We start from the raw sequence: 17794 nt of genomic DNA, 5'->3' as shown, positions 1-17794 counted from the left end.
GAGAACTCAATGAACGATATGAACGATGCGACATTCAAGCTGGTGCCCGGCAACTCGCCGCTCCTGATTTCAATCCCGCACCTCGGCACCGGCATCCCGGCAGCCCTGAGGCCGGCCCTGACGGAGATCGGCGCCAGCGTCAGCGACACTGATTTTCATCTGGACCAGCTGTACGAGTTCGCCGTGCCAGCCGGGGCGACCATGTTGTCGGCCACTGTGTCGCGCTACATCATCGATATCAACCGGCCTCCCGATGGCGCCAGCCTGTACCCGGGACAAGTGACCACTGGCCTGGTGCCGCTCGAAACCTTCCACGGCGAGCCGGTATACCTGCCCGGCCAGGAGCCCGATCAGGCCGAGATCGCGCGCCGCGTGGAGACCTACTGGCAGCCCTACCACCAGGCGCTGGCGCAGCAGATCGAGGCGATCCGCAGCAGACACGGCTTTGTGCTGCTTTGGGAGGCGCACTCTATCAACAGCGTCCTGCCGCGCTTGTTCGATGGCGTCCTGACGGACCTGAATTTCGGCACCTTCGACGGCAGGAGCGCAGCGCCCGCTGTCAGCGATGCCGTGCGAGCGGTGGCCGGCCAAGGAGAGTTCAGCTGGGTGCTAAACGGCCGCTTCAAGGGTGGATACATCACGCGCCAATATGGCCAACCGGAGCGCGGCATTCACGCGGTGCAGCTGGAAATGTCGCAGCGCATCTACATGGATGAAACCACACCCTTCAACTACCGCAAGGACCTGGCCTCACGGGTGCAGCCGCTGCTGGAACGACTGCTGGATGCATCACTGAAGGCGGCATCCCAAGCTGGCATTCCATGAAACCCGGGCAGGGGGCGACCTGCTGGCCTGCCTCCATCACTGCGCCACGCACTGGTTGTCGCTGGTATTGGCCACGCCCCTGCCAGTCCCCTGGTTCTGACTGATCGCGCTCGGCATGGTGACCTGCACGCCCCGGTTCGGCGGCACCACGACGGGGGGTGCAGCCGGGCTGCTCACATAGCCGAACTGACCGGCATTGAAGGACTGCGTGCCGGCATTGTTTCGCACGACGATCACGCCATCCGTAACGTCGACATGCAAGCCGTTTTCCGGTGGCCTGCCACTGGCCGTTGGCACGCCGCCGCAATTGTCCTGGCAGAACAATGCGCCAAAGTGCGTGCCCCGTATGCCGATCGTGGCCGTCGGCGTGGTATAGGTCACCGCCTCCTTGTTGCGCTTGCCGATCAACCCGCTGACGGCGCGCAGGCCGCCCTTGAGCATGCTCAGAGCCGCGCTGTCGCCCTGCGGCCTGGCCGCGTCATACGAATAGCTCGACACGACCAATTGGGATTCGGGCCGCATCACGACTTCCGCATCATCCATGAATTTCAGGCGGGCATAGGCGTCCTTGTAGGTCGTCAGGACATCGCCCTGCATCACATCGGAACGGACTGAAAGCGAGCGCACCGCGCCGTCTGCACCCTTGACCGTCATCAGGCCGGACAGATGGGTGACGCGGGCGACAGCCTCAGCTGCGCCAGCAGGAACCGCAATTGCCATGCACAAGGCGCACAGCACGTACCGCATCGACGATTGGAAGTGAATTTTCATGTGCGTCATTCTCAATTGCAGACCGGCAGGGATTTGCGCGCCTGCTTGCTGGCAAGCTGCGGCTTCTGTGCTTCGGACTTGTCCTCCTTGGCGCCCTGCTCGTCTTTCTTGCTGCCGCTACCACTATCCGCCGACGTGGATGAGGACGAGGAGGACGAAGAGGACGTGGTGGGCGAGGAAGACGATGAAGATGAGTCGCTGGCGGTGCTCGATGACTGCGTGCTGCTCGAACTCGAGGAACTGCCGGGGGTGGTGCTGGCGAAACCAGTGGAACTGGCCGTACCGGCTCCGGCGCTGCCGGCATCGCTCCCGGCCGTGCTGGATGCACCGCCGAATGTGTCGGCGGTGCCACCGACGGTCTGGCCGCCAAGCGATGCCAGGCTGGTCGAACCGGACGGCGCCGCCGGTGCCGTTGGAACAACCGTGTTGTTCCTGATGCTGTTCGTCGCGGTCGCGGTCGGGTTGGCGGACTTGATGGCAGTACCGACGATGGTCGTCACCGCAGCCAGCGTGGTGCTGCTGGGCGCAGTGGAAACCGGCGGCACCGTCACTGGCGCCGGCAGCGTCACCACCGGCGTGGCACCGACGATGCTGGCCGGATCGGCAATCGAGACCGTGCCGCCGGTCGAGGTGAGGGAAATCGTCGACCCGCCCGGTACCGACAGGCTGCCGGCAGAGGTCACTGCAAGCTGTGCTCCCGCCGACAACTGCAGTGCTCCACCCGTGGAGCTGACACTGCTGTTGATCGTCAGGTTGTCATTTCCGCCGGTGCTGGACATTGCTTGCAGGCTGACATCGCTGCCAGCCGAAATCGGCGCGTTCACCGTAATCGGGCTATGCGCCGTCAACGCAATCTTGCCACGGGAAACGATCGGCGCATTGTCAACAATGCCGCCGGTATTGTCGATGCTGACATTGCCACCGGCAGCAGTGTTGGTGATGCCGTTCAGGACCAGGCTGGAAGGACTCGATACACTGACCAGCGAAATATTGCCGGATCCGGTGTTGTAAGCCTTGAAGCTGCGCACCTTGTTGGCGGCATTGTTCAGCACTGTACCCGCAGCCGAGGTCGTTTCCAGTTCATCCGCGCGCAGCGCATTCGTGATTGACAGCTGTCCGATCGAACCCGCAGAAGCAAGCAGCGTGAGCTCGCCTGCCACGATATCTCCGGTCACCAGGTTGCCAGTCTGCTGGGCCAGCGACACAATCGCGCCGGGCATGTTGATGGCGCCACCTGTTTGACTGAAATTGCGGGTAACGGTGAGCGAACCGCTGCCACTCACGCTACCCGCGCTGATCGCCAGCAGCGGCATGCTGGAAGTACCATTCAGTACCAGGTTGCCGCCGGCCACCTGCAGCATGCCGCTTCCGGCGATATTGCCGTTTGCGGTGTAGGTTCCGCTTCCGGTCGTCGTGAGCCTGCCGTCAATGCTGGTCAGGCCACCCACCGAGATCGAGCCACCACTCACAGACAGGGCGGTGGCATTTGCCAGCGTCAGCTTGCCGATGGCGTCGGTCCCTGCTGCGTGGAAGATGGTGCTGCCGGCGTTGAGCCAGACGTCATCCGATGCACCGGGCCGCACATTGCCCGCCCAGTTGCCGGCGTCGCTCCAGGCCAGGCCACCGGCCGCATTGTTGAAATAGGCGGTCGTCGCGGAGGGCAGCATGGTCAGGCGCGCAGCCTCGCCTTCAAACAAGCTGTAGCCGGCCCGGATTCCGCTGGGCGCCTTCGTGGCCGAAAAACTTCCGGAACGGGTGCCGCCAGCCGTCAGGAACGACCAGGAATCGCCGGCTGCTGGCGCGTAGGCGCCAAGGGACGAGACCGTCAGGGTGCCATCCAGCGCGAGCTGCCCGCTCGCGGCCACGCGATCGAATTGCGCGCCTCCGGCCAGTTCGATTTCGGTCACGCCAGTAGCGCCCTGCTGCAAATTGCCCTGCACCGCCAGCGTGCCAATACCGGCATCGCCACCAGGGACCAGGCGACCGTTGTTGACCAGGGAATTCTGCCCCGTGTCCACGGTGCCGCTGCCGGCCAGCAGGCCACCCTCAAGGTTGCTGAATCCGTCCCGCGCCGCCAGGGTCGCTCCGTTGGCCAGCTGAACCAGGCCAGTGTTGCTGAAGCTGGCCGCGCCGAAGCGGCCGCCGCTGATATTGACGCTGCCGGCGTTCGCAATCGCGCCAAGGCTCACATTGCCGGTGCTGTTGAGGACACCCGACCCGGTGATGGCAAGCGTACTGGACGCCGCAGCCGAGCCGGTACCGCCGGCCAGCAGGTTCAGGGTCCTGCCGTCAAGGGCCAGCGTACCCTGCGTGTCGAGATTGCCGACCTCGAAGGCCGCATCGCCGGCGCTGCCACGGATGGCGCCGCCGCTCCAGGCAAGATTGGCCGCCCTGAAGCTGCCACTGCCGGCCAGCGTGCCGCTTGCCAGGACCGCGTTGTTGACGGACAGATCCGTGTTGACCCTGGTGATGCCTGCTGCCTCGCCTGACGATGAACTTGAGGTCGACCCGAACTGCACCGTGGTGAGTCCGCCGTTGCTGCGGCTTTCCGAAATGGTGGTGCCGGCATTCAGGTCAACCGTCCCACCATAGTGATAAAAGGTCAGCTTGGCGTTGCCGGGACCGCTTGCGTCGAGCTGCAGGCTGCCGTTATGCGTCCCCGGCCCCAATTCGAGCGTGCTGTCCCTGACTATTACCGTTCCACCGCTCAGGTTGTTGAAGCGGGTGGTCGACTCGTTCACCGCCGCCACGCCACCAATCGCATTGGTCAGGCGTTCAGAGGAATCCGCGAGACTGATGATGGTCCCGCTATTGTTGATTTCGGAATCGCCCGTGAGCTTGACCGGGAAGCCGAGGAAACTGCCGTTGGACAAGCTCAGGGTTCCTGCGTTGTTGATGCGGGCGCCGGACGACATCCACAGCACGCCCCCGTCAACGGTGGAATTTCCACCCGATTGCAGATTCAGGGTCCGCCCTTCGAGCGTGGCGGTGCCGGACAGCAGCAGGTTGTTGATCGCGTATGCGGGATCCGGCTCGCTACCGCTGATGGTGCCACCGGTGAAGAACAAATTGTTCGCACTCAGGCCGCCGCTGCCTTTCAGGGTGCCGGCTGACACCGACACATCGCTGATCTGCGTCGGACCGTTCAGTGTCATGCTGCCGCCGCGCACGTCGAGCATGCCGGCGCCGGACACCGATCCGTTGGCGGTAAAGCTGCCGTCACCGGAGGTGGCAAGTATGCCGTCGACCGTCGTGATGCCATCAACCGTCAGCGCGCCGCCGTTGACGGCAATCGTCCCGGCGTTGTCGAGCCTGGTAGATGACAGCGTGCCACTGGCGACCAGTACGCTGCCCTGGTTGCTGATGGAGCCGAGCGAATGCGAACCATTGCTCGTCAGGACCGATCCGCGCAGCAGGCTCAGGCCTGCATCAGCCATGGCGGTGGAAGCCCCCCCGGAGCCGAGATTGATCTTGCGGTTGTCAACAACGACCTGTCGGCTCAGGTTGATATTCCCGAAGTCCCAGGCTGGATCCGGACTTTGGCCACGGATCGTTCCATCCGACCAGTCCAGTGACGAGACGGCCAGCTTGCCGGATCCCTGCAGTGTCCCGCCGTCGAATGATGCGCTCTGCAGCGACAGGTTGCCGTCGATGTTCACCGCCCCGGTCGAATTCCCTGCGAAGACGATTTTCGCGATGCCGGCATCGCGGCTGTTCTGATTGATCACGGTACCGGCCCCCAGCGTGATCGCTCCCGGGCCGTCAGCGGACGACGCGGCAAATTCGAGGATGGCGGGACCACTGGCACTGGCGTTGACATTGAAGGTCCCGCTGTGCGTCCCGCCGGCTAGCTTCAGTGTTCCGTCATTGAGGTTGACGACGCCGCTGTTGTTGAAGCTCACCACCCGGCTCCCTTCTCCGCTTCCCAGGCTGCTGAAATAGGAATACGAACTGAAGCGTGCGTTGTACGAGTCATCCTGCGTGCGGGCGACGTTGATCGTACCCGCGTTGTTGATCGTGCCCTCGGTTCCGGCGGATCCGCCGCTCGCCAGCCCGCCCAGGCGGCTGCCATTGAGCAGGTTGAATTCACCCGCATTGTCCAGCTGCGCTCCATTGGCCATCAGCAGTTCCGCATGGCTGGCATTCGAGGTTCCGCCAGCCAGCTCGAGGCGGCGGCCGTCGAGCAGCGCCATGCTTGAGAGCTGCAGGTTCTTCACCTTGAAAGCGCTGTCGCCTGGCTTGCCGGCGATGATGCCGCCGTTCCACTCCAGGTTAGTGGCGACCAGCCGTCCGCTTCCCTGAAGCGTACCGCCATCGATCGATGCGTTTTCGACGGCAAGATCAGTGTTCAGGTTGGTCGTGCCGCCCCCGTGCGCAAGGGTGAGGAAGGTCCTGGCACCTGTCGCTGCAGTCTCGACAATGCTCGCGCCCGCATTGAAATTAGTGACGGCTTCGTTGCCGTTCCCGAAGAACAGTTGTGTAACGCCGTCGGGATGAGTCGCGTTCAGGTTGAAGCGCCCTGAGTGATTGCCCGGCCCGAGCAGCAGCAGCGCATCAGACAGGTTGACGGTACCGGCATTGTTGAAACTGATCTTGTTCTGATCGTCCCACCGTGTGCCCAATACGTTGGCGTAGCCGCCCGAACCGGCACTGTTGGCGACATCGAGCTGGCCGAAATTATTGATCTCGGACACGCCCGTGTCGTACCAGGCATTGGCGCCGATCCGGCCGCCGTCGCGCACCGTCATGAGTCCGTGCAGATTCAACTGCGCTCCCTGCGTCAGTTGCATGTCTGCGCCCGGGTTGAGGGTGGATGTGCCGCCTTCGACCAGGTTCAGCGTACGGCCATCCAGGTTGATCCAGCCGCCAACGCTCAGGTTCTTCACGTGGTAGGCCGGGTCGCCTGCGCGTCCCTTGATTGTTCCTTCATCCCACGCCAGGTCGTTCACCCGCAGGCTGCCGCTGCCTTGCAGCGTGCCGCCGTTCAGCGTCGCATTGTGCAGCGTCAGGTCGGTGTTGATATTGGTGGTGCCGCCATACATCCCCAACTCGACCATCGTGCTGGCACCATTGCTGCGGCTCTCGCTGATGGTGGCGCCTGCATTGAAGTCAATCGTTGCCGCGCCACTTTCACCGCCTTCCAAGCGCAGGCGGGTCGTCGTGCCGGGCTGGCTGGCCTGCAACTGGAAGCTGCCGCTGTGGGCTCCGGGACCAATATTCAGCGAACTGTCACGAACCGTCACCGTCCCGTTGTTGTTGAAGCGAGTGCTGCTGCCCCAGGCACTGCCGATACTATTGCCGCCGTATCCATCCTCCGCGGTGCTGAGAATCGTGCCGGTGTTGTTGATCTCGGATGGCGCCGACTCCCAGCCGCTCGCACCAAGGTAGCTGCCGTCGGTCAGGGCCATGGCGCCCGCATTATCAAGCCGCGCGCCGTTCTCCATCTGCAGGTATGCCCCGGACACGGTCGACTTGCCTCCCGCTGCCAGAGCGAGGGTGCGGCCGGCCAGCGTGCCGTAATTGGTCAGCGTCAGGTTGGTGACTTCGTAGGCGGGATCGCCAGCCTTGCCGCGGATTTCACCGCCGCTCCAGTTGAAATTCGTGGCCCTGATCTGGCCAGTCCCTCCCAATACGCCGCCCGACAACGCGAGGTTCCCCAGGGTCAGGTCCGTATTGACCATGAAGGTGCCGCTACCCCACGCCCTGCCGAACCCCACGCTGGTACTGCCGCCGTTACTGCTGCTTTCGCTGATCGTTGCACCCTGTTCGAGCGTGACGGAACTGGAATAGCCACCGCCAAACACGAGTTCAGCCGTTCCCGGCTGGTCGGCCTGCAGCTCGAAGCGTCCGGAGTGCACACCGGAAGAGAGTTCCAGGGTGCTGTTGCTGACCCTGACCGTACCGCTGTTGTTGAAGCTGGCGCCGTGATTCGCCTCCCCCTGGCTGCCAAGGTAATTGGCACTATTGGCCCAGGCGCCGCCAGTGCTGATGATCGTGCCGGTGTTGTTGATCTCGGACGCAACGCCCTCGCCATAGTACGAAACAGCGCCCAAGTGCGCACCATTCGTCAGTGTCAGCACGCCTGCGTTATTCAGCCTGGCCCCATCGCGCATCGACAAGTAGGCACCATCGGCTGAAGAAATCCCTTCGGCGCGCAGCGTGAGCGTGCGGCCGGCAAGTTCGGTAGAACCGGAGAGCGAGAGGTTGCCTACGTCCCAGGGAGAATTGCCAGGCATGCCACTGATGGTGCCGCCGCTCCAGGCGAAGTTGGTGACACTCAGCTTGCCCGTCCCGGACAACGTGCCGCCCGTAATCCTTGCGTTTGCCAGCGTCAGGTCGTTGTTCAGGATCGTCGTGCTGCCATAGCTGCCGGAAAAATCGACCAGCCCGGTCCCCTCGGACGATTGCATGTTGACGGTCGCTCCATTCAGGTTCGCCGTCTGCCCATCCCCGGGCGCGAAGGAAAGCATGGTGTCGCCGCCGGCCAGCAAATTGAAACTGCCGCCATGCTTGCCATTGCCGGCGAGCCGCAGTGTTCCCGCATGCACGTTCACCTCGCCGGCATTGCTGAACTCCTCCAGCACCGTCACAGCGGGCGTTATCTTGTTCAGGATGCCGGCATTCACCATGGTGCCGCCCGACGACGCAATCGCTGCGTACGTGTCGCCGGTGAGGTTGACGGTGCCGCCGGCCAGGTTCTGGAAGCTGGTGCCCGCGTCGAGCAGCAAGCTTCCATTGTTCGTGAACTCCGCCAGCCCGGTATTGCTCCACACCGTGCCGCCAGAGAAGCGCGTCTGGGCATCGGTGACAATGGTCGAGTTGGTGCCAGTGCCGCTGGTGTTGAGCTTCACGCCATCCAGCGTGGCGCCGGCCAGCACCAGCCGGCCGCTGCTGGCGAGCGTGCCGCCGTTGAGCGCGATCGAACTGCGCAGCGCTGCCGTGCCAGCCTGCGACAGTGCCACATTCAGCTTGCCGCTGGTCGCCGTGATCGCCTGATCCAGGTTGATGTTGTTATGCGCGTTCAGGCTCAGCGTGGCGTCGCCTCCGGCGCTCTTGACGATCGCGTCATGGACGTTGATGTCGCCCGCTTGCGATCCGCCAGCAGTGGTGGTGATGCTGACATTGGTGCCGGCATCAAGCGCGGCTTGCAGCAGGTCGGTGGTGACCACCGCATCGTCCGCGGTATTCTCGAACGCCGGACCGTCTGTGACATTGGAGGCGAGTTGTTGGGCGCGGATCGAAATATTGTGGGGATCGATCAGCCATTCGCCGCCGGGCCCGAGGTCCGGGGCGCGCGTGATTGAAAAGCCTTGCTTGCCGGAGGTTTCCACAAAGCCGCCGCGTCCCTCGGTTCCGCGGGCAACCAGGCTGCCGTTGATCTGCGCCCGCTCCTCGGCCACCAGCCGGATGTCGCCGCCCGTGATGCCGCTGGCATCGATCAATGAATCAGCATCGGTGATTACCGTTTTCGTCGCCCGCAGGAAAACCCTGCCGCCCTCGCGTACGACGCTGCTGGCGTTGATGGTCCCGCTGTGCCTGACCAGCGCGCCGGCCAGGCCGACCCGGCCGGCCTCGGCCAGCACCTGGCCAACATTGAGCACGCTACCCTCGGTGCCGGTGATTGCCACCTTCACGCCGGGGGTCGCGGTATCGCCTATCTCGACAGTCTGGCCTGCGGCCAGCAGCACTTCGCCGCCGGGTGAACGAATCAGCCCCTGGTTCTCCACGCTGGAGCCGACCAGGTACACATTGCCCCCCTGCGGTGTCGTGATGCGGCCGAAATTCGAGACCGCGCCGCCAGGACCGCTGAAGTTGAGACGATCGGCGAGGAAATCCTCATTGCGCACATTGAGCGTGCTGCCGATGAAGCCGCCGACGTCGATCGTGGCGCCCGGGCCCACCATGATCCCGGCCGGATTGATCAGCCAGACGCGGCCATTGCCGGTCAGCGTGCCCAGCAGAGAGGACGGGTTGTTCGTAATGACGCGGTTGAGCACGGCCGACGTGCTGGATGGCATCTGGAAATTCACACCGGCCGCGCTGCCGATATTGAAGGTGTTCCAGTTGATGATTGCCTTGTCGCTTCCCTGGCTGACCAGCATCTGGTTGCTCAGTTGCGAAATGACGGCCTGTCCTGCCACCAGCTGGCCGCCGGTGGGAAGCGCATTTGCCGCGATCTGGGCAAGCGCAGCAGTGGAAAGCCCGCCCAGCACCACGCCGGCCAACGAGCGCAGCGAACGTGCCAGCAATGCTCTCAACAAGCCGGGCACGCGCTTGCGGGGCCGCCACGTCAGGGTCATGCGACGGCCGCCAAGACGCACCGTCATCACGATCGGCTTGATTGTTGTCCTGCTTGCCTTTTCCATGCTTCCCCCGCTTGCCGGTTCCCTCCCGGGCACCGGCTGCTTGTAACTCGTTATCGGGTCCGAATCAGGGTCCGGAACTCAGAATCCGATCATCAAGGCCACATGTCCGCGCCAGTGGCCGTCGCGCTCCTGCGCCAAGGGGCCGGTCTCGACGATGCGGGCAAAATCAGCCCGGATGGCGACATTGCGCCCACTCGCATAGCGCAGGCCCGCGCCGATGCTGGCCACGGTCCCGCGGCGCGGCACTGCCGTGCCGCCGACATTGTTGTTGAATCCGGTTGCCAGGTCCTGGAACGCCAGCAGGCGAAGCGTGCCTGGAATACCGGCGCGCGCAGCCAGCTCCGGCGCGTACCACTCGAGGTTCGCCGTATAGCCGCTGTCGGCCGCCAACGCGCGCTCGCTGAAGCCGCGGACAGTGGACGACCCGGCCAATCCTATCTGTTCGGCGGCAACCAGCGGGGAGCGGCTGAACTGGAACGTCCCACTGGCCTTGAGCTGCCAGTCGGCAGGCAAGGCCCTGAGCCAGTTGACACCGCCGCGCAGGATGCGGAAGTGATCCTGGGTGCTGCGGCTGCCGGGGTTGAGGTACGAATAGCGATCGACGGTGCCGTCCAGGCTGGTATAGCGAGTACCGCGTGCGATGTTCACGGCAATGCCGAAATTGAAGTCGAGCGACTGTCCCGGCGAGGTGTGCTGCCCCACCCATGTGGCGCTGAGCGGGTTGGTGGTATAGGGAACGCAACTCGATACCGGCGGCGTCGGCGGTGCGATGCTGAGCGGGATGCCGTTGAACGAGCAGCGCGCGTCGCTGTACTTGTGATCCAGCCCCACGACCAGTTTCTCCGTCTGCTGGCCCCGGCGCGGGAAATAGTGATTCCAGCGCACGCCGAGGATATCGCCCTTGCCGACGATAGCCAGCGCGCCACCGAGCGTGGGCGTGCTGCTGGGCGTGTTCACGCTCGAATTGCCGTAGATGAGGTCGAGACTGTCGCCGATTGCATAGAGCGGCAGGCGATAGCCAATGCTGTACATGTTCACATTGACGCCCGAAGGACTGTCGGGCGAACTCGTGTAGGCCATCGTCATCACGTGGTCGCGACCAAACAGGTTTGCGTGCTGAAAGGCCACGCCGGTACGCCATTTGCCAGTGGCCGGCGTGCCGGTGTTGTCTGCGGTGAAGAAAATGCGCTGCGGCTTGACCTCGGTCACCGTCACCTTGGCGTCGACCTTGCCCTCCTGGTCGCCGGCTCCCAGCAGCACCTCGACCTGCTTGGCGGGGTTTTCATTCGACAGCTGGATATTTCCCGACAGGGCAGCGAGATTAGGTACCTGGCGCAGGCGCAGCGAAGGCAGCCCGGCGAGCACGTTTTCGTTGGTGAAATGCAGATTGTCGACCACCGTGATCTTTCCCAGCACCGCCTCGGTCACGCGTATCCGGACCGCCCCGCTGCCGAGTTCCTGCTCGGGAACGTGGACCTGCACGGTACTGTAACCGCGACCCCGGTATGCCGCTTCGAGGGCTTCCAGCGCCTTCTGGATGTCGCCGTACACCCGCCCGCGGCCAGTCATCGGAGCCAGCAGCGCTGCGACCTCATGGGCGGGCAGCAGCGTGTTGCCCTCTACCTGATAACGCTGGATATCGAAGCGTTCGTCTGCGGCCAGGACGAACGAGGGCAGAACCGCGAGTAGCAGAACGAGAAATGAATACGGGACGCTGATGCCGGGTCGGAAGGACAGCATGCCTGACAGCTACTCCAGATGAAGGGGACGCTGGCCGCCGTGCCGCGAAACGGCGACTCAAGGAACCAGGGTGAGGGTTGCCAAGGCCAGCCCCATAGTTGCCAGTCTATAACATTCGACGTCCGGTTGTCGAACAGATAATTGCTGACAGAACACTGACATTGTGAGGAAAAGCAGGAGAAAACCGGGGGCTTCGCGGGGGCGAGAGAGGAAGGGGTGACCGAGTGTCAGTCCAACAGCCAGCGGACAAGCAAGATCATGCCGCCAATACTGACGGCAGCCGAAACCAGCATCCATAGCACGCCGAAAACGCGGTTCCTGTTCATCTTCATATTCGCAAGCGAATTCCCGAAGCGCCGTGCGGAATGGCAAATAACCAGTCCTCGGTCAGAGGATTGTCCTGCGCCGGCGCCAGTGTGTAACAAGCTATTATTTCGGCAACTTCCTTTGCCCGGCCCGACTATATTGCAGAATACGGACTCACTGTGCCGCACGGCCTGGCGCTCCCGGCCCCCAACCCGTAAGGAACATGATATGAAAACAAGCAAATTCATTGCCAGCGCAACCATCGCTGTCGCTGCGCTTCTCACGGGCTGCGGCTCGACCAGCCAGCCCTCCAACAACTATCCATCCTCGACCACCGCGGCGACGTCGGGCACTGGCCGGGTCGAATCCATACAGCCTGTATCCAGCGAGCGATCGGGCCTTGGCGTGGGCGCCATTGCCGGCGGTGTCATCGGCGGCCTGCTCGGCAACCAGGTCGGCAGCGGCACAGGCCGTACCGCTGCCACAGCAGCCGGCGCCATTGGCGGCGCGGTGGTAGGCAACCAGGTGGAGCAACGCAATCGCACCCAGACCAACGCGTATCAGTTGGGCGTGCGCATGGACAACGGTGGATACGTCACGGTGACGCAGGAAAGTGTCGGCGGCATCAACGTCGGCAACCGGGTACGCATTGAGAATGGCCGTGCCTATCCCTATTGACCGGATCCGCATCGAATCATTCAGTCCGGGGCTGGCAATTAGCTTGGAATAGTAATTGCGTTGTCTTTCTGTGAATACTCACTGGCACCCTGCCCGTCTGGCCGATGATGCCGGCGGGCAGGCTGCAATCGGATCGCCGCTTGCCATTAAAAAAACCCGCTGCACCTTGCGGCGCTGCGGGTCTTTCAATGCGACACGAGGCAAGGTCCGTTCAGACGATACGCACTTTCAGTTCGCCCAGGCCATCGACCGCGCCAACCAGCAGGTCGCCCTTCTTGACGGCAGCAACGCCCTCGGGCGTGCCGGAAAAAATCAGGTCACCCGGCTGCAGTTCGAAGTATTTCGACAGGTGCGCGATCATTTCGTCCACGCTCCAGATGAGCTTCTTGACGTCGCTCTTCTGGCGGTGCTCGCCGTTGACCGTCAGGGAAATCGTTCCCTGCGTGATCAGGCCGGTGTCCTGCACCCGGTGCAGCGGTCCGATCGGCGCGGAAGCGTCGAATGCCTTGCCCAGATCCCACGGACGGCCCTGCTTCTTTGCTTCACCCTGCAGGTCGCGGCGGGTCATGTCCAGGCCCAGCGCATATCCCCAGATATGCTGGGCAGCGTCGGCCACCGAGATGTCCTTGCCACCCTTGCCGATCGCGACCACCATTTCCATCTCGTGATGGAGGTCGTTGGTCATCGACGGATACGGCATTTCACCGACTTGTCCGTCCGGCACGACCAGCAGCGCGTCAGTCGGCTTCATGAAGAAGAACGGCGCTTCGCGGCCAGTGTGGCCCATCTCGATTGCGTGTTCGACATAGTTGCGGCCAACGCAGTAAATGCGGCGTGCGGGAAACACCTGGTCGCTGCCGACCACCGGAATTGTCTGGACTTGCGGGGGGAAAACATATTGCATTTCGGGCTCCTTGGTTTTTTTTGCATTATGCCATTGGCGCAATTGCGCCGACGGCGCACTCAACAGAAAAAGGCGCCGATCCGTGCCTGAGCGCCTTGTAGCGGACACGATACGCACGCATATATTGATTGTTGCCCGAAAGGAGTATCCGATGCTGCTGCGCGTGCGCCGCCTTTTCAAATCCGCCGGACGCAATGTGCTCAGGCTTTATTACGCATGCCGGGATCCGCAAACGCCACGCATCGTGAAGTTTGCCGCCCTGCTGCTTGCCGCCTATCTGATCAGTCCGATCGACCTCGTGCCTGAAGCACTTCCGGTGATCGGCGTACTCGATGACATCACGCTTGCGTCTTTTGTCATACCGGCACTGCTGCGCCTTCTGCCAGAGCAGGCGCGCGCACAAGCCGACCGGGCCAGCGACGCATTTCTGCGCCGCCTGGCTTTCTGGCGCTGACGTTCACCAGCCTGACTTTCACCAGCCTGACTTTCATCAAACCCTGATGGCCATGACGAGTTGTCAGGCTTCGCCAAGGTAGGCGCGCCGGACCGCCGGATCGTGCAGCATGCTGGCAGCCGCCCCGGACATGGTCACCAAGCCTGATTCCATCACATAGGCCCGATGTGCCGCCTCCAGCGCCAGACGTGCGTTCTGTTCCACCAGCAGAATCGTGACCCCCTGCGCCGACACCTGCCGGATCACCTCGAATATGCGCTGGACCATGATCGGCGCAAGTCCCATCGACGGTTCGTCGAGCAGCAATAGCCGCGGCCGGCTCATCAGCGCGCGTGCCATTGCCAGCATCTGCTGTTCGCCGCCGGACAGCGTGCCGGCCAACTGGTGCAGCCGCTCTGACAGGCGCGGGAAAATGCCCAGCCATTGGTCAAGGTCGGCGCCGATGCCATCATGATCGCTGCGCGAATAAGCGCCCATCAGCAAGTTTTCATGGATCGTCATGCGGGTGAACACGCCGCGTCCCTCGGGCACCATCGCCAGGCCGCGCTTGACCAGTTCGAACGACTGCAGGCGCGCCAGAGACTCCCCCAGATAGGTGACCTGCCCCTGCACCCGTGCCTGCGGCAGCGTATTGGTGATGGCGCGCAAGGTGCTTGTCTTGCCGGCGCCATTGGCGCCGATCAGCGTCACCAGTTCGCCGGTGCGCACTTCAAGGTCAATTCCCTTGACGGCTTCAATCCCGCCATAGGCGACCCGCAGGCCGGACAGTTCGAGGACCGGAGAACTCATGCGTGCTCCATACCGAGGTAGGCTTCGATCACGGCCGGATTGCCCTGCACGTCCTGCGGCACCCCCTCGGCGATGACACGCCCGTAGTCGAGCACGGTGATACGGTCGCACAGGCCCATCACGAGTTTCACATCATGCTCGATCAGCAGGATGGTGGTACCGCTTTCGCGGATGCGCAGCAGCAGCTCACGCAAGCCCTGCTTCTCGGTCGCATTCATGCCCGCCGCCGGCTCGTCGAGCGCGAGCAGCAATGGTTCAGTGGCAAGCGCGCGGGCGATCTCCAGCCGCCTCTGGTCGCCGTAGGAAAGATGGCGCGCAGTCCGGTGCGCCGAGGCGGCGATTCCGACCAGATCGAGCAGGGACAATGCGCGCTCGCGGATTTCTGCTTCCTCCCGCCGCGCCGCCGCGTGCCGCAGGATCGCGCCGATAACGCCCTGCCGCGTGCGCACATGCCGGCCTACCATCACGTTTTCGAGCGCGGTCATTTCGCCGAACAGACGGATGTTCTGGAAGGTGCGGGCAATGCCGGCCTGCGCGACCTTGTCGGGCGCACTGGGCGAATAGGGCTTCCCGTCCAGCACGAAGCTGCCGGCATCGGGCTGGTAGAGGCCGGTGATCACGTTGAAGAAAGTCGTCTTGCCGGCGCCGTTGGGCCCGATCAGGCCGTAGATCTGTCCGGACAGGATGCGAACGCTGACGCCGGACAACGCCAGCAAACCGCCGAAGCGCTTGCTGGCGCCACCGATCTCGAGGAGCGCATTCGTCATCGGGCCAGGCTCCCCGGCGCCGCTGCAGCAGCCGCATCGTGACTTGCGGTCGGCCGGTCTTCGGCGCGCCGCGAAGGCCACAGTCCTGCCGGACGGTACAGCATGATCACCACCATCGCCAGCCCGTACAGCAACTGGCGCAACACTTCAGCTTCCAGCAGGACGACGCCGAATATTGCGGTCTGCACCGGCTCGACCACATGGCGCAGCAACTCCGGCAATGCTGCCAGCAGCAAACCGCCAAGCACCACGCCCGGTATGTGTCCCATGCCGCCCAGCACCACCATGGCGACCACCGCGATCGACTCGGTCAGCGAGAACGACTCGGGTGACACGAATCCCTGGAAGGAAGCGAACATCGCACCAGCAACGCCGCCGAAGGATGCGCCCATGGCAAAGGCGAGCAGCTTCATGTTGCGGGTGTTGATGCCCATTGCCTGCGCCGCGATCTCGTCCTCGCGGATGGCGATCCAGGCGCGCCCGAGCCGTGAATGCTGCAGCCGCAACGAAATGAACATCGTCAGCAGCGTCAAGCCCAGGAACAGGTAGTAATAGGCATTCACCGAGGGCATCGCGAGCGGCCCGACCTGCACCATTGCGCCGCTGCCCGGCTGTCCCGCGAGCGAAACGCCGAAAACGCGGATCGGATCAATCATGTTGATTCCCTGCGGGCCGTTGGTGATGTTGACCGGCCCATTCAGGTTGTTCATGAAAATCCGGATGATTTCGCCAAACCCGAGCGTCACGATGGCCAGGTAATCGCCGCGCAATTTCAGGGTCGGTGCGCCGAGCAGCGCCCCGAACAGGGCGGCCAGGGCCGCGCTGAGTGGAACAATGGCCCAGAGCGACAGGTGGATGCCGTTCTTCACCACCTCCGGACCAGCAATGGCGACGAGCGCATTGCCGATCGCCGGATACTGATTGATGAAAGACTCGATCACCGCCGCGAACTGCGGCGACGCGAGCAGGGCCGTCATGTAGGCGCCCAGCGCGTAGAACGCGATATACCCGAGGTCCAGCAAGCCGGCGAAACCCACTACGATGTTGAGGCCCAGCGCCAGCATCACGTACAGCAGCGCCTGATCCACGATGCGTACCCAGGAATTGCCGAACTGGGCAGCAATGAATGGGAATACCAGCGCCACGACCAGTAGCAGCCAGCCGAGGCGCCGGCGCGTCGCAGGATCGAGCGCGCCCGGCCTCAATCTGATCGGACTCATGCCCGGTCCGCCACGCGTTCGCCCATCAAGCCGGAGGGCCTCAGTGTCAGCACCACGACCAGGACGACGAATGCAAAAATGTCCTGGTAGTGACTGCCCAGGAAGCCTCCGGTCAGGTCGCCGATATAGCCGGCCCCCATGCTTTCAATCAGCCCCAGCAAGATCCCCCCCAGCATTGCGCCATAGATGTTCCCTATCCCGCCCAGCACCGCAGCCGAAAATGCCTTTATCCCGGGCACGAATCCCATTGCGAACTGGGCCGACGAATAATTGGCCGCCCACAGCACGCCGGCCACCGCGGCCAGCGCTGCGCCAATCGCGAAGGTCAATACGATCACCCGGTTCGAATCGACGCCCATCAGGCCTGCCATGCGCGGATTCTCCGCCGTCGCGCGCATCGCCCTGCCGACTTTGGTTTTTTCAATCAGCAAGACCAGTGCCAGCATTGCGAGGACTGCGATCGCCAGCAGGAGTATTTGCGTGGTCGAAATCAGTGCGCCGAAAAAGTGCAGGGGCTCGCCCGGCATCACTTGCGGGAATGGCAGGGGATTGCGGCCCCAGATGATCATGGCCAGCGTCTGCAGCAGGATCGACACGCCGATGGCCGTGATCAGCGGCGCCAGCCGCGGCGCATTGCGCAAGCGCCGGTAGGCGACGCGCTCGATCACCACGTTGACGACGATACAGACCGGCACCGCTCCCGCCATCGCCAGCAGCAGCTTGACGATGCCCGGCCACTCCGGCACCACGGCATTGATCCACTTGAGCAGGGTCAGGCCGGTCAGGGCGCCGACCATCAGTACATCGCCATGCGCGAAGTTGATCAGGTTGAGCACGCCGTAGACCATGGTGTAGCCAAGGGCAACCAGGGCATACATGCTGCCCAGGACCAGGCCGTTGACGACCTGCTGGATAAATATGTCCATCGATGCCTTTCAAATTGGCCGCGCAAGCCGGGAGGCTAAAAAAAAAGC

11 protein-coding genes are annotated in these 17794 nt (G+C 63.3%); 3 read left to right on the top strand and 8 right to left on the bottom strand.

What is annotated here, in order from left to right:
- Window positions 1-9: 9 nt before the first annotated feature.
- Window positions 10-825, top strand: coding sequence for an N-formylglutamate deformylase (gene hutG / locus FVE66_RS01275; RefSeq protein WP_338325367.1), 816 nt, complete (start codon window positions 10-12; stop codon window positions 823-825).
- Window positions 826-861: 36 nt separating this feature from the next.
- On the opposite strand, the gene FVE66_RS01270 is transcribed toward hutG, so the two are convergent.
- The 3 genes from FVE66_RS01270 to FVE66_RS01260 form a co-directional block, all read right to left on the bottom strand.
- The gene (locus FVE66_RS01270; protein ID WP_241672960.1) at window positions 862-1596 is read right to left on the bottom strand and encodes a FecR family protein; all 735 of its coding nucleotides are present in this window, start codon (window positions 1594-1596) and stop codon (window positions 862-864) included.
- Between the two features lie 11 nt (window positions 1597-1607).
- A complete protein-coding gene (locus FVE66_RS01265) occupies window positions 1608-9962 on the bottom strand; it encodes a beta strand repeat-containing protein (protein ID WP_151445577.1) in 8355 nt (2784 codons plus the stop codon).
- Between the two features lie 78 nt (window positions 9963-10040).
- Window positions 10041-11702, bottom strand: coding sequence for a ShlB/FhaC/HecB family hemolysin secretion/activation protein (locus FVE66_RS01260; RefSeq protein ID WP_241672959.1), 1662 nt, complete (start codon window positions 11700-11702; stop codon window positions 10041-10043).
- A gap of 534 nt (window positions 11703-12236) precedes the next feature.
- Between FVE66_RS01260 and FVE66_RS01255 the strand changes: the two genes are divergently transcribed.
- Window positions 12237-12686 carry a glycine zipper 2TM domain-containing protein gene (locus tag FVE66_RS01255; protein WP_151445576.1) on the top strand — a complete coding sequence of 150 codons (450 nt, stop codon included), beginning with the start codon at window positions 12237-12239 and terminating at the stop codon, window positions 12684-12686.
- Between the two features lie 211 nt (window positions 12687-12897).
- On the opposite strand, the gene FVE66_RS01250 is transcribed toward FVE66_RS01255, so the two are convergent.
- Complete coding sequence (locus FVE66_RS01250; protein ID WP_151445575.1) at window positions 12898-13590, bottom strand: fumarylacetoacetate hydrolase family protein; 693 nt, start codon at window positions 13588-13590, stop codon at window positions 12898-12900.
- Between the two features lie 151 nt (window positions 13591-13741).
- Here FVE66_RS01250 and FVE66_RS20105 point away from each other — a divergent pair, with 151 nt between their 5' ends.
- Window positions 13742-14044, top strand: coding sequence for a YkvA family protein (locus FVE66_RS20105; RefSeq protein ID WP_161993151.1), 303 nt, complete (start codon window positions 13742-13744; stop codon window positions 14042-14044).
- A 63-nt stretch (window positions 14045-14107) separates the two neighbouring features.
- Here the strand turns inward: FVE66_RS20105 and FVE66_RS01240 are convergent, their stop codons facing one another.
- The 4 genes from FVE66_RS01240 to FVE66_RS01225 are packed head-to-tail and all read right to left on the bottom strand — an operon-like array spanning window position 14108 to window position 17746.
- The gene (locus tag FVE66_RS01240) at window positions 14108-14833 is read right to left on the bottom strand and encodes an ABC transporter ATP-binding protein (protein WP_151445573.1); all 726 of its coding nucleotides are present in this window, start codon (window positions 14831-14833) and stop codon (window positions 14108-14110) included.
- Window positions 14830-15600, bottom strand: coding sequence for an ABC transporter ATP-binding protein (locus FVE66_RS01235; protein WP_151445572.1), 771 nt, complete (start codon window positions 15598-15600; stop codon window positions 14830-14832). Before FVE66_RS01235 ends, FVE66_RS01240 begins: the two co-directional genes overlap by 4 nt.
- Window positions 15597-16820 (bottom strand): ABC transporter permease subunit, encoded by a 1224-nt coding sequence (locus tag FVE66_RS01230; protein ID WP_151445571.1) that lies wholly within the window; start codon window positions 16818-16820, stop codon window positions 15597-15599. The genes FVE66_RS01235 and FVE66_RS01230 overlap by 4 nt, the downstream gene beginning before the upstream one ends.
- A complete protein-coding gene (locus tag FVE66_RS01225; RefSeq protein ID WP_151445570.1) occupies window positions 16817-17746 on the bottom strand; it encodes a branched-chain amino acid ABC transporter permease in 930 nt (309 codons plus the stop codon). The genes FVE66_RS01230 and FVE66_RS01225 overlap by 4 nt, the downstream gene beginning before the upstream one ends.
- Window positions 17747-17794 lie beyond the last annotated feature (48 nt).

This window comes from Lacisediminimonas profundi (assembly GCF_008831265.1).
GTDB classification, from domain to species: Bacteria; Pseudomonadota; Gammaproteobacteria; order Burkholderiales; family Burkholderiaceae_D; genus Lacisediminimonas; species Lacisediminimonas profundi.
The sequence above is the reverse complement of the archived record's forward strand: the minus strand, read 5'-3'. Positions and strand labels throughout refer to the sequence as shown.

Coding starts and splice junctions, on each gene's coding strand:
- hutG (WP_338325367.1), top strand. CDS start 10: ATGAACGATATGAACGATGCGACATTCAAGCTGGTGCCCGGCAACTCG.
- FVE66_RS01270 (WP_241672960.1), bottom strand. CDS start 1,596: ATGAAAATTCACTTCCAATCGTCGATGCGGTACGTGCTGTGCGCCTTG.
- FVE66_RS01265 (WP_151445577.1), bottom strand. CDS start 9,962: ATGGAAAAGGCAAGCAGGACAACAATCAAGCCGATCGTGATGACGGTG.
- FVE66_RS01260 (WP_241672959.1), bottom strand. CDS start 11,702: ATGCTGTCCTTCCGACCCGGCATCAGCGTCCCGTATTCATTTCTCGTT.
- FVE66_RS01255 (WP_151445576.1), top strand. CDS start 12,237: ATGAAAACAAGCAAATTCATTGCCAGCGCAACCATCGCTGTCGCTGCG.
- FVE66_RS01250 (WP_151445575.1), bottom strand. CDS start 13,590: ATGCAATATGTTTTCCCCCCGCAAGTCCAGACAATTCCGGTGGTCGGC.
- FVE66_RS20105 (WP_161993151.1), top strand. CDS start 13,742: ATGCTGCTGCGCGTGCGCCGCCTTTTCAAATCCGCCGGACGCAATGTG.
- FVE66_RS01240 (WP_151445573.1), bottom strand. CDS start 14,833: ATGAGTTCTCCGGTCCTCGAACTGTCCGGCCTGCGGGTCGCCTATGGC.
- FVE66_RS01235 (WP_151445572.1), bottom strand. CDS start 15,600: ATGACGAATGCGCTCCTCGAGATCGGTGGCGCCAGCAAGCGCTTCGGC.
- FVE66_RS01230 (WP_151445571.1), bottom strand. CDS start 16,820: ATGAGTCCGATCAGATTGAGGCCGGGCGCGCTCGATCCTGCGACGCGC.
- FVE66_RS01225 (WP_151445570.1), bottom strand. CDS start 17,746: ATGGACATATTTATCCAGCAGGTCGTCAACGGCCTGGTCCTGGGCAGC.